The organism is Streptomyces sp. WMMC1477 (assembly GCF_027460245.1).
In the GTDB taxonomy this organism is placed as follows: domain Bacteria; phylum Actinomycetota; class Actinomycetes; order Streptomycetales; family Streptomycetaceae; genus Streptomyces.
Map to the genome: position 1 here is coordinate 124,164 of NZ_JAPZBD010000003.1, position 11,133 is coordinate 135,296.

The following is an 11,133-nucleotide window of genomic DNA, read 5'->3' on the forward strand; positions in this document are numbered from 1 at the left end:
GCGTGGGCGGGCCCGGCCGGGCGTCTCGGCGGGAGTCGTCGGTGCGCCGGTGGGCGCTACCGGTCGTCGGCCGGCGCGGCCTCGCGGTCCTCGGCGGGAGGTGCGCCCGCCTCGGCCGCCTGGCGGAGGCCGAGCAGCACGCCGTCGCGGCCGTCCTCCTCGGTGAGCTGGACGCGGACCGTCTCGCGCAGCGAGGTGGGCAGGTTCTTGCCCACGTAGTCGGCGCGGATGGGGAGTTCGCGGTGACCTCGGTCGACGAGCACGGCGAGCTGCACGGCGCGGGGCCTGCCGAGGTCGCCCAGGGCGTCGAGCGCGGCGCGGATCGTCCGTCCGGAGAAGAGCACGTCGTCGACGAGGACGACGAGGGAGCCCTCGATGCCGTCCCCGGGGATCTCGGTGCGGGCGAGGGCCCGCGCGGGGCGCAGCCGCAGGTCGTCGCGGTACATCGTGATGTCCAGCGAGCCGACCGGGACGGGCCGGGAGGTGATCTCCTCCAGCTTGGCCGCGAGCCGGTGGGCGAGGTGGACGCCGCGCGTGGGGATGCCGAGGAGTACGACGTCGTCCGCGCCCTTGGCACGCTCGACGATCTCGTGGGCGATGCGCGTGAGGACACGCGCGATGTCCGGCCCCTCGAGCACGGGGCGGGCGGGTGCGGCCTGGCTGGTGCCGCCGGTGTTGCTGTCCATGGGTAACGGACCTCCTTCCCCGCCTCACGGGACGGGCTTTAAAGGACGCCTGGTGGTGCGCGTCAACGGTACCAGGCGACGCCGGACCGCCCGCCGCCGCCCCGGAGGCGTCCCGTCGCGCCGCGGGCCGCGGGAACCGCTCGGACGGCCCCCCGGACGGCCGAAGCTCCGACTTTCGCATCACCGCTGGTCAGCGGGGGCCGGCGGGACTGGTGGGGCCGATGCGGCCCAGGTGGTCGACGTCCCCGGCTTGACGGCGTACATTACGCTGCGTAACCTCACAGTGAGTTACCAACGCCTCTTTCCGGGGAGCCACATGTCCAGCGAATACGCCAAACAGCTCGGGGCCAAGCTCCGGGCGATCCGCACCCAGCAGGGCCTCTCCCTCCACGGCGTCGAAGAGAAGTCCCAGGGCCGTTGGAAGGCGGTCGTGGTGGGCTCGTACGAGCGCGGAGACCGCGCGGTGACCGTGCAGCGCCTCGCCGAGCTGGCGGACTTCTACGGCGTCCCCGTGCAGGAGCTGCTGCCCGGCAGCACGCCGGGTGGAGCCGCCGAGCCGCCGCCGAAGCTCGTTCTGGACCTGGAGCGTCTCGCCCACGTCCCGGCCGACAAGGCCGGGCCACTGCAGCGTTACGCGGCGACGATCCAGAGCCAGCGGGGCGACTACAACGGCAAGGTGCTCTCGATCCGCCAGGACGACCTGCGCACGCTGGCCGTCATCTACGACCAGTCGCCCTCGGTGCTGACCGAGCAGCTCATCAGCTGGGGCGTGCTGGACGCGGACGCGCGCCGCGCTGTCGCCCACGAGGACGCCTGACGGCGAGGCCTCCGAAGAAACGTGCCTCCGCCCCCGCCCGGCCCCCGGGCGGGGGCGGAGGCACGTGGAGCCGCCGTCGCACGCCCGCCCACCGCGCGGTCGCCGCGCCGCCCCCGCCGGTGCGAGAGCGCGGCAGCCCCGGCCGGGTCTGCTGTTCAGCACACGGCGAAGGCCCCGGAACCCGCTTGCGAGCGGGTTCCGGGGCCTTCGCCGTGGTGGCGGTGAGCTGTCCGCCGCCGGGCTTCAGCCGCGCAGAGTCGGACCGAGATCCTTCAGCCGGCCGAGGAGACCGTTGATGAAGGCGGGCGACTCGTCCGTGGAGAACTCCTTGGCGAGCTGGACGCACTCGTCGAGGACGACCGCGTCGGGCGTCTCCTCCTCCCACAGCAGCTCGTACGCGCCCAGCCGCAGCAGGTTGCGGTCGACGGCCGGCATCCGGTCCAGCGTCCAGCCGACCGAGTGCGAGGAGATCAGCTCGTCGATGCGGTCCGCGTGCCGGGCGTACCCCTCCACGAGCTGCATCGTGTACTCACTCACCGGCGGCTGCCGGGTGTCGCTGCGGGCGTGCCGGACCCAGTCCGCCAGGACGGAGGCGACGTCGGCGCCGCGCTGGTCCGACTCGAAGAGGATCTGGAAGGCCCGCTTGCGTGCCTTGGTGCGAGCAGCCACGGTTAGCTGTTCACCCGGCCGAGGTACTCGCCGGAGCGGGTGTCGACCTTGACCTTCTCGCCGGTGGTGATGAACAGCGGGACGCCGATCTCGAAGCCGGTCTCCAGGCGGGCGGGCTTGGTGCCGCCGGTGGAGCGGTCGCCCTGGACGCCCGGGTCGGTGTGCTCGATGGTCAGCTCGACAGAGGCGGGCAGCTCGACGAAGAGGACGTTGCCCTCGTACATCGCCACCGTGGCCTCGAAGCCCTCGATGAGGTAGTTGGCGGCCTCACCGACGGTCTCGCGGTCGACGGGGAGCTGGTCGTACGTGCTCATGTCCATGAAGACGAAGTGCTCGCCGTCCATGTACGAGAACTGCATCGTGCGTCGGTCCACGGTGGCCGTCTCGACCTTCGTGCCGGCGTTGAACGTCTTGTCGACGATCTTGCCGGACAGCACGTTCTTCAGCTTGGTGCGCACGAAGGCAGGGCCCTTGCCGGGCTTGACGTGCTGGAACTCGACAACGGACCAGAGCTGGCCCGCGTCGAGCTTGAGCACCATGCCGTTCTTCAGGTCGTTCGTGGTGGCCACGGTCGCGGAATCTCCTACAGACGCTGCTTTACGGGACCAAGGCCCGCCCGGCCCGGGGACCGGCCGGCACGCTACAGAGCGAGCAGCTCCTTGGTCGTGATGGTGAGTAGCTCCGGCCCGCCGTCCGACTGAGCACGGACGACGAGTGTGTCATCGATCCGGACGCCGCCCCGGCCGGGGAGGTGAACCCCCGGCTCGACGGTGACCGGCACACAAGCGTCCAGTTTACCCACGGCCTCGGGGGACAGGAGCGGGTCCTCTCCGATTTCCAGGCCCACCCCCACGCCCACCGCCCGGCCGAGGGCGTCCGGGTACCCTTGCGCGTCCAGGAGTTGGCGTGCCGCGCGGTCCACCGCACGGTACTGCGCCCCGGGGGCGAGCGCCTCCCGCGCCGCCCGCTCGGCGCCGAACACCAGGTCGTAGAGCTGGATCTGCCAGTCGGCCGGGGCCGTGCCGATGACGAACGTGCGACCGATGCGGCACCGGTATCCGCGGTAGCGTGCGCCGAGGCGCACCGTGAGGAAGTCGCCCTCCTCCACCCTGCGGTCGGTCGGGACGTGATCGGCGAGCCCGGAGTTGCGGCCGGTGCCGACGCTGGTGGGAAAGGCCGACCCCTCGGCACCGTGGTCGATCAGCCGCCGTTCCAGCTCCAGGGCCAGGTGGCGCTCGGTGCGGCCCACGAGGATCGACTCCAGAAGTTCCCCGAGGGCCTGGTCGGTGATCTCGGCCGCGATGCGCAGGGCGGCGATCTCGTCCTCGTCCTTGACCAGCCGCTGCTGCTCCACGGCGGTGCCCAGGTCGGCGAGGCGCAGGTGCGGGGCCACGGCCGCCAGGGCCCGGTGACGGGCCACCGTGAGGTGGTGCTCCTCCACCGCCAGGACACGGGTGCGGCCCCGGCCCGCCAGCTCCGCGGCGGTGACGACGGGGTCCCCGCCGGGTGCGGTCAGGGCGCGCACCCGCAGCGCGTCCGTTCCGTCGCCCAGGGCGGGCAGCGGGCCGCCGTCGGCGCGGGTCACCAGCGTGTCGTACCCGTCCGGGTCGAGGAGCAGGACGGCGTCGGGCGGGGCAGTGCCGGTGAGGTACCGCAGGTTGGCCGGGGTGGAGACCAGGACGGCCGTGCCGTCGGCGGCCCCGGTCGCCGTGGAGCGCTCGCGGAGGCGGGAGCGTCGGGCCATGTGCACCTCGGACATGCACCGAGCCTACGGCGCGGCGCACCGGGGGGCCGTCCGAGCGGGGCCGGACGGGGGTTACCAGGAGGGCGGGCTGGCGAGGCTGCGGGCGACGGCCTCGTCCAGCAGCCGCGCGGTGGCCTCCACGCCGTGCCGGGTGTTGTCGATGATGGGCAGCCCACTGCTGTACCAGCCGGCCATGCGGCCGTGGATGCGGGCCACCTCCTCGTCGGAGAGGCGACGGTTGCCGCTGCGCTCGGCGTTGCGTTCGAGGACGACGTCGAGCCCGGGCAGCAGGACGACGGGGATGAGTCCGGGGCCGACGTGGCGCTTCCATCCGCCCAGGCCGACCACCGGCCAGTCGGGGAAGACGGCGTCGTCGAGGATGCAGGAGATGCCGTTGGCCAGGAAGTTCCGGGCGGCGAAGCCGCAGGTCCGGCGGGCCAGCCGGTACTGGGCCTCGGAACCGTCGCTCCAGCCCTGCTGGGGGTCGGCGAAACCGGCGCGCACCCACTCGCGGACGTCGTCGAGGCTGATGTGGGCCGTGGGCACCCGCCGGCGCTCGGCCCAGTAGCGGGCGACGGTCGTCTTGCCCGCACCGGCCGGGCCGATGAGCAGGACGGCGACGGGAACCTGGGTGGCCTCCAGCGGACCGTCCTGCGGGGCCGTGCCGGGGGTGGGCCGGGCCGGGGGTGGGGGGATCTGCACCGGGGTGCCGGCCGGCAGCCGCACCTGGCCGGTGCCCTCGGAGCGCGGCGGGGGCGCGGGCTGGGAGCCGCCGCCGGGATGCTGCGGGGGGACCTGCCGCGGGGCCGCCGGCTGCGGTGCGGGGGCCGGCTGACCCGGCGCGGGGCGGGGCGGGGCGGCGGGCGGCGCACCGTGCGGCGGCGGACCCGCCCAGCCGGGACCACGGGCGGCCGACGGCCCGGGAGGAGGCGACAGGTGACCGGGAGGGGCGGGAGGGCGCCCGCCGTGTGCGAGTCCCACGTACTGCTGCATCCGGTACCACTCCGTCGTCCGGAACGCGCGATCTCCGCACGCCCACCGTTCAGTTCACCGCACGGTACCGTCTTCCGCCCGTGCGGTCGGCCGGGGTGTGAACGGCCGGGGCGGGCGGGAAAGTGCCCGTCCCGGCCGGTTCAGGGTCTCCCGGCGGTGGCGGCGGGTCCGGTGGGCTGCTCGGCCAGGGCGCGCAGGGCGAGCCGGTAGGAGCCGAGGCCGAAGCCGGCGACGGTGCCGCTGGCCACGGCCGCGACGACCGAGGTGTGGCGGAACTCCTCGCGTGCGTACGGGTTGGAGATGTGCACCTCGATCAGCGGGGCCGTGCGCTGGGCCGCCGCGTCGCGCAGGGCGTAGGAGTAGTGCGTGAGCGCCCCGGGGTTGATGACGACGGGCACGGAGCCGTCGGCCGCCTCGTGCAGCCAGCGCACCATCTCGCCCTCGTCGTTGGTCTCGCGCACCTCGACGGCGAAGCCGAGTTCGGCGCCGAGCGCGGTGCACTGCTCGACGAGGCCGGCGTAACTGGTCGAGCCGTAGACGTCCGGTTCCCGGGAGCCGAGCCGGCCGAGGTTCGGCCCGTTGAGGACGAGCACCGGACGCGGCGCCGGGTCCGCCCCGCTCATGCGGCGATCTCCGCGTGCGCGGCGAGGAGCATCGCCGGATCGGGGCCCTCCAGCACGGCGGGGCGGGCGAGGCCCTCCAGGACGATGAAGCGCAGCCGGTCACCGCGGGTCTTCTTGTCGACCCTCATGGTGTCCAGCAGCTTGGGCCACTGGTCGCCGCGGTAAGTGACGGGCAGTCCGACGGCCTCCAGCACGCGGCGGTGCCGGTCGGCGGTGGCGTCGTCCAGCCGCCCGGCGATGCGGCCGAGCTCGGCGGCGAAGACCATGCCCACGGACACGGCCGCGCCGTGCCGCCAGTTGTACCGCTCGTTCTTCTCGATGGCGTGGGCGAGGGTGTGACCGTAGTTCAGGATCTCCCGCAGCCCCGACTCCTTGAGGTCGGCGGAGACGACATCGGCCTTCACCCTGATCGACCGCTCGATGAGTTCGGTGGTGTGCGGTCCGTCGGGGCGCCGGGCGCCCTGCGGGTCGGCCTCGATGAGGTCGAGGATCACCGGGTCGGCGATGAAGCCCGCCTTGACGACCTCCGCGAGCCCGCTGACGTACTCGTTGACCGGCAGCGAGTCGAGCGCCGCCAGGTCGCACAGCACGCCGGCGGGCGGGTGGAACGCGCCCACCAGGTTCTTTCCCTCGGCGGTGTTGATGCCCGTCTTGCCGCCCACGGCGGCGTCGACCATGCCGAGCACGGTCGTCGGGACGGCGATCCACCGCACCCCGCGCAGCCAGGTCGCGGCGACGAACCCGGCGAGGTCCGTCGTCGCTCCCCCGCCGACGCCGACGATCACGTCGGTGCGGGTGAAGCCCGTCTGGCCGAGCGCCTTCCAGCAGTAGGCCGCGACCTCCGCGGTCTTCGACTCCTCGGCGTTGGGCAGCTGGATCGCGATGGCCTCGTAGCCCTGCTCGGCCAGGTCCGCCCGCACCACCTCGCCGGTCTCGGCCAGCGCCTCGGGGTGCAGCACGGCGACGCGCCGGGCCTTCTCGCCGACCAGGCCGGGCAGTTCGGCCAGGAGCCGACGTCCGATGAGCACGTCGTACGGTTCGTGGCCGGTGCCCGCGACGGTGATCCGGGTGGGGGTCTCGGTGCTGCTCATGCCTTCCTCAGCTCCAGGGCGTCCAGGATCTCGTCCGCGACCTCGTCCGGGGTGCGGTTGTCGGTGGAGACCACCACGCGGGCGACCTCGGTGTACAGCGGGCGGCGCTCCTCCATGAGGGTGCGCCACTGCTGGCGGGGGTTGATGGCCAGCAGGGGCCGCGGGGCGTCCAGGCCGACCCGCCTGACCGCCTCCCCGACCTCCATCTCCAGGAAGACCACCGGCCGTCCGGACAGCAGCGCGCGGGTCCCGGCGGCCATGACGGCGCCGCCGCCGAGCGCCAGGACCCCCTCGTGGTTCTCCACCGCGCGGCGGACGGCGGCGCGTTCCAGCTCCCGGAAGTGAGGCTCGCCCTCCTCGACGAACAGGTCGGCGATGGGCTTGCCCGCCTCCTCGACGATGTCGGCGTCGGTGTCGCGGAAGCCGAGGCCGAGCCGCTCGGCGAGGAGCCGGCCCACCGTCGACTTCCCCGAGCCCATGGGCCCGACGAGGATGACCGCGGGGCCGCTCACCGGATCGCCAGGTGGTCGAGGAAGCCGCGCACGTTGCGCCGGGTCTCGGTGACGCTGTCGCCGCCGAACTTCTCCGCGACGGCGTCGGCCAGCACCAGGGCCACCATCGCCTCGGCGACGATGCCGGCCGCCGGCACCGCGCACACGTCGGAGCGCTGGTGGTGGGCCTGGGCCGGCTCCCCGGTGGCGACATCGACCGTGGCAAGGGCCCGGGGCACGGTGGCGATGGGCTTCATGGCGGCGCGCACCCGCAGCAGTTCGCCGGTGGTCAGCCCGCCCTCGGTGCCCCCGGAGCGGCCGGAGGCGCGCCGGATGCCCTCGGAGGTGGTCAGGATCTCGTCGTGCGCCCTGGAGCCCGGCGTGCGCGCGAGTTCGAAGCCGTCGCCGACCTCGACCCCCTTGATCGCCTGGATGCCCATGAGCGCGGCGGCCAGGCGGGCGTCCAGCCGCCGGTCCCAGTGGACGTGGCTGCCGAGCCCGACGGGCACCCCGTGGGCGACGACCTCGACGACACCGCCGAGGGTGTCGCCGTCCTTGTGGGCCTGGTCGATCTCGGCGACCATCGCCGCGCTCGCGGCCTCGTCCAGGCAGCGCACCGGGTCGGCGTCCAGCCGCTCCACGTCCGCGGGGACGGGCACGGAACCGTGCGGGGCGCGGGCGGCGCCCAATTCCACGACGTGCGAGACGATCTCGATGCCCGTCGTCTCCCTGAGGTAGGAGCGGGCGACGGTGCCGAGCGCCACCCGGGCCGCCGTCTCCCGGGCGGAGGCGCGCTCCAGCACCGGACGCGCCTCGTCGAAGCCGTACTTCTGCATCCCGGCGAGATCGGCGTGGCCGGGCCGGGGCCGGGTGAGAGGCGCGTTGCGTGCGAGCTCGGCCAGCTCCCGCGGGTCGACCGGGTCGGCGGCCATCACCTTCTCCCACTTGGGCCACTCGGTGTTGCCGACCATGACGGCGACCGGCGAGCCGAGCGTGCGGCCGTGGCGGACGCCGCCGATGAAGGTGACCTCGTCCCGCTCGAACTTCATCCGGGCACCGCGCCCGTAGCCGAGCCGCCGCCGGGCGAGCGCGTCCGCCACCATCTCCGTGGTGATCGGGACGTCGGAGGGCAGCCCCTCCAGCGTCGCCACGAGTGCGGGGCCATGCGACTCCCCCGCGGTCAGCCAGCGCAACCTGCTCAACGGTGCTCCTCATTCCGCCAGTGCTTGCCCTGATCTTCCCACGCCCGGGGCCGCCCCCGGAGCGCCGGTCCAGCACCCGGACGCCGCTTGGGGGCAGCACCGGACGGGCGGAGACTACCGCGTCGGGGGGCGGGAGCGCAGTGCCGCCTCACCGGCCCGCCGCATGGCCGCCAGCGGCGCCGGAGAGCGGCCGGTCATCTGCTCGACCTGGAGCACCGCCTGGTGCACCAGCAAGTCGAGACCGCCGACGACCCGCCCGCCCGCGGCCGCCCAGGCGGCGGCCAGCGGCGTCGGCCACGGCTCGTACAGCACGTCGAACAACGTGCCCGGCGCGTCCGGGCCGGCGCCCGGGAGGACGTCGGCCAGGGCGTCGGTGGTACCCGCCGGGGTGGTGGCGACGACCAGCGGCGCCGCCAGCGCCTCGGCGGCCCGCTCCCAGGGGGCGGTGCGGACGTGGACGCCGAGGCGGTCGCCCCACACCCGCATCTCCGCGGCGCGGGCCTCGCTGCGGACGTAGGCCGTCACCGGGCCCGGGCAGATCCGCGCCAGGGCGGCCAGGGCGGAGGAGGCGGTGGCCCCGGCACCCAGGACTGCGGCCTCCGGCACCTGCTCGACGCCGCGTTCCCGCAGCGCGGCGACCATGCCGGGGATGTCCGTGTTGTCGCCGTGGCGACGGCCGTCCTCGGTGAACACCACCGTGTTCACCGCCTCCACGGCCGCCGCGGTGGCGCTCACCTCGTCCAGCAGCGGGATGACGGCCCGCTTGAGCGGCATCGTCAGCGAGAGCCCGGCCCAGCCGGGGCCCAGCCCCCCGAGGAAGCCGGACAGCCCGGCCTCGTCCACCTCGAAGCGGTCGTAGCTCCAGTCCTTCAGGCCCAGTTCGGCGTAGGCGGCGCGGTGCAGCACCGGGGAGAGGGAGTGCGCGATGGGCGAGCCGAGGACGGCCGCGCGCTGCGGTCCGCGGGTCACTCGCCCTCCTCCTCGCGCTTCCTGGCCTGTTCCGCGTTGAAGTCCTTCACGTGCGCCTGGTGTTCCTCGTAGGTCTCGCTGAAGCGGGTGTCACCGGGCTTGACGGTGACGAAGTAGAGCCACGGCCCCTCGGTGGGGTTGAGGGCCGCCTCGATGGCCTGGTGGCCCGGGTTGTCGATGGGGCCGGGCGGCAGGCCGGCGTTCTTGTAGGTGTTGTACGGGTGGTCGAGCCCGGTGTCCTCGACCGAGACGTCGAGCGTGGAGCGGTCGAGCGCGTAGTTGATGGTGGAGTCGAAGTCCAGCTTGCCGTTGGTGGCGGTGTTGCCGGGCTTCAGCCGGTTGTAGACGACGCGCGAGACCTTGCCGAAGTCCTTCTTCTCCTGCGCCTCGGCCTGGACGAGGGAGGCGATGATCAGGATCTCGTACGGGGTCCGGTCCACCTCGGCGGCCTGGCCCTCCAGGTCCACCCGGGTGAACTCGGACCGGGCGCGCTCCACCATCTCGCCCAGCACGTCCACCGGTTCGGTGTCCTCGCTGACGGCGTACTTGGAGGGGAAGAGGAAGCCCTCGACGTTGCCCTCGGCCCATGCGGGCAGGTCCAGGTCGGCCGTCTCGGCGACCTTCTCCGTGGTGCCTTCGGGAGAGCCCGTGTGCTCGTCGATCAGCGCGTAGATCCGCGAGGCGCGCAGGCCCTCGGGGACGATCATCCCGGCCTGGCTGGCCGGGTCGAGCAGCAGCTCGAAGGCCTCGGCCGCCGACATCCTCTCGCGCAGGGTGTAGATGCCCGGCTGGATGGAGCGCGCCTTCTCCTGGTTGGCGTTCGCCGCCTCGACGAAGGCGGCCGCGCTCTTGACGACGTCCGCCTCGGCGAGGATCTCGGCCATGTCCGGCGGCAGCGAGCCCGGCGGGATCTCGACGGTGACCTCGCCGCTGCCGGTGCCCGCGTAGTCGGGGGCCGCGGCGAAGCGGCTCTGGTAGAAGCCGTACCCCGCGTAGGTGGCCGCGGCCGCGCCGCCGGCCAGGACGAGCACCACGACGAGGCAGGCCATCCGGTTCTTCCGGCGGCCGGAGCGGCGCCGTGCCGGTCCGCGGCGGTCCGCCCGGGTGGCCGGCTCGTCGTCGTCCGCGTCGTGGCCCTCACCGTCCTCCCACTCCGGGGGGCGGCGGCCCGGCCGGCCGTCATCCCGACCGGGGGCGGCCGGATCCCGGGGGCCGGGGTCCGGCGGCCCGGGGTCCGCCACGGCGGAGTGGGAGGCGTGGGCGAGGTGGGAGTCCTCCCGGCCGCCGCCCGCGCCCGTCTCCCAGTCGGGATTCCAGCCGGGGTCCGGAGACTGGCCCGCGTCCATCCGCGGCTGGGCCGGCCCCGCGTGCTGCGGGGCGTGGGGGTGGCCGTCGTACTGCCCGGGGTAGGGCTGCTGCTGGTCAGCGGGGTACGGCGTGCCGCCATGGTGCTGCGGGCCGGGGTGGTAGGGCCCTCCCGGCTGCCCGCCGCCGGGCTGGTGCGCCCCCGCGTAGGGCCCGGGCCCCTGCTGGGGCTGCGGGGCGTAGCCGTGCTGCGGCGGGGCCGGGTACGCGCCGTGCCCGGGGTAGCCCGCGGGGGGTCCGTACGGATCGGCCGCGGCCTGGTCGTAGGACCCGGCGGCGGCCTGCGGGTCGTGCCAGCCGCCGTACGGGTCCTCCTGCCGGGGGTACTGCTGCTGATGGCCCCCGTAGGCGTCCCAGGCAGCCTGCTGGGCGGCCCCGTCCCAGTTCCGGTCCCCGTAGAGGGGGTCCTCTGGGTGCCACGGTTGGGGCTCCGGGCCCCGGCCATACTCAGTCATCGATCCCCTATGCCGCGCTCCGACAACA

At 74.2% G+C, this 11,133-nt stretch carries 12 protein-coding genes; 1 reads left to right on the plus strand and 11 read right to left on the minus strand.

Annotation, left to right across the window (positions count from 1 at the left end; genetic code table 11):
• Positions 1-56 precede the first annotated feature (56 nt).
• Entirely contained in the window at positions 57-686 is a 630-nt protein-coding gene (pyrR, locus tag O7609_RS00970; RefSeq protein ID WP_269733008.1) for a bifunctional pyr operon transcriptional regulator/uracil phosphoribosyltransferase PyrR, read from the minus strand.
• Between the two features lie 316 nt (positions 687-1,002).
• On the opposite strand from pyrR, the gene bldD reads away from it, so the two are divergent.
• Entirely contained in the window at positions 1,003-1,503 is a 501-nt protein-coding gene (bldD, locus tag O7609_RS00975) for a transcriptional regulator BldD (protein ID WP_191208980.1), read from the plus strand.
• A gap of 243 nt (positions 1,504-1,746) precedes the next feature.
• Here the strand turns inward: bldD and nusB are convergent, their stop codons facing one another.
• The 10 genes from nusB to mltG form a co-directional block, all read right to left on the minus strand.
• Complete coding sequence (gene nusB, locus O7609_RS00980) at positions 1,747-2,172, minus strand: transcription antitermination factor NusB (RefSeq protein WP_269733009.1); 426 nt, start codon at positions 2,170-2,172, stop codon at positions 1,747-1,749.
• Between the two features lie 2 nt (positions 2,173-2,174).
• Positions 2,175-2,741 carry an elongation factor P gene (gene efp, locus O7609_RS00985; RefSeq protein WP_269733010.1) on the minus strand — a complete coding sequence of 189 codons (567 nt, stop codon included), beginning with the start codon at positions 2,739-2,741 and terminating at the stop codon, positions 2,175-2,177.
• A 71-nt stretch (positions 2,742-2,812) separates the two neighbouring features.
• Positions 2,813-3,931 (minus strand): aminopeptidase P family protein, encoded by a 1,119-nt coding sequence (locus O7609_RS00990; RefSeq protein WP_269733011.1) that lies wholly within the window; start codon positions 3,929-3,931, stop codon positions 2,813-2,815.
• A gap of 57 nt (positions 3,932-3,988) precedes the next feature.
• The gene (locus O7609_RS00995; RefSeq protein ID WP_269742929.1) at positions 3,989-4,909 is read right to left on the minus strand and encodes an AAA family ATPase; all 921 of its coding nucleotides are present in this window, start codon (positions 4,907-4,909) and stop codon (positions 3,989-3,991) included.
• 140 nt (positions 4,910-5,049) lie between these two features.
• The gene (gene aroQ, locus O7609_RS01000; RefSeq protein WP_269733013.1) at positions 5,050-5,532 is read right to left on the minus strand and encodes a type II 3-dehydroquinate dehydratase; all 483 of its coding nucleotides are present in this window, start codon (positions 5,530-5,532) and stop codon (positions 5,050-5,052) included.
• Positions 5,529-6,623: a 3-dehydroquinate synthase gene (aroB, locus tag O7609_RS01005; RefSeq protein ID WP_269733014.1), complete on the minus strand. Its 1,095-nt coding sequence runs from the start codon at positions 6,621-6,623 to the stop codon at positions 5,529-5,531. The genes aroQ and aroB overlap by 4 nt, the downstream gene beginning before the upstream one ends.
• Positions 6,620-7,135: a shikimate kinase gene (locus O7609_RS01010; protein WP_269733015.1), complete on the minus strand. Its 516-nt coding sequence runs from the start codon at positions 7,133-7,135 to the stop codon at positions 6,620-6,622. The genes aroB and O7609_RS01010 overlap by 4 nt, the downstream gene beginning before the upstream one ends.
• The gene (gene aroC / locus O7609_RS01015) at positions 7,132-8,316 is read right to left on the minus strand and encodes a chorismate synthase (protein ID WP_269733016.1); all 1,185 of its coding nucleotides are present in this window, start codon (positions 8,314-8,316) and stop codon (positions 7,132-7,134) included. Before aroC ends, O7609_RS01010 begins: the two co-directional genes overlap by 4 nt.
• Before the next feature lie 114 nt (positions 8,317-8,430).
• On the minus strand, positions 8,431-9,285 hold the full coding sequence (locus O7609_RS01020; protein ID WP_269733017.1) for a shikimate dehydrogenase: 855 nt from the start codon (positions 9,283-9,285) through the stop codon (positions 8,431-8,433).
• On the minus strand, positions 9,282-11,105 hold the full coding sequence (gene mltG, locus O7609_RS01025) for an endolytic transglycosylase MltG (protein WP_269733018.1): 1,824 nt from the start codon (positions 11,103-11,105) through the stop codon (positions 9,282-9,284). Before mltG ends, O7609_RS01020 begins: the two co-directional genes overlap by 4 nt.
• Positions 11,106-11,133: the final 28 nt, after the last annotated feature.

Bases quoted from the DNA above. Each gene is read 5' to 3' on its own strand.
- bldD (WP_191208980.1), top strand. From the start codon at position 1,003: ATGTCCAGCGAATACGCCAAACAGCTCGGGGCCAAGCTCCGGGCGATC.
- aroB (WP_269733014.1), bottom strand. From the start codon at position 6,623: ATGAGCAGCACCGAGACCCCCACCCGGATCACCGTCGCGGGCACCGGC.
- mltG (WP_269733018.1), bottom strand. From the start codon at position 11,105: ATGACTGAGTATGGCCGGGGCCCGGAGCCCCAACCGTGGCACCCAGAG.
- O7609_RS00990 (WP_269733011.1), bottom strand. From the start codon at position 3,931: ATGTCCGAGGTGCACATGGCCCGACGCTCCCGCCTCCGCGAGCGCTCC.
- aroQ (WP_269733013.1), bottom strand. From the start codon at position 5,532: ATGAGCGGGGCGGACCCGGCGCCGCGTCCGGTGCTCGTCCTCAACGGG.
- pyrR (WP_269733008.1), bottom strand. From the start codon at position 686: ATGGACAGCAACACCGGCGGCACCAGCCAGGCCGCACCCGCCCGCCCC.
- O7609_RS00995 (WP_269742929.1), bottom strand. From the start codon at position 4,909: ATGCAGCAGTACGTGGGACTCGCACACGGCGGGCGCCCTCCCGCCCCT.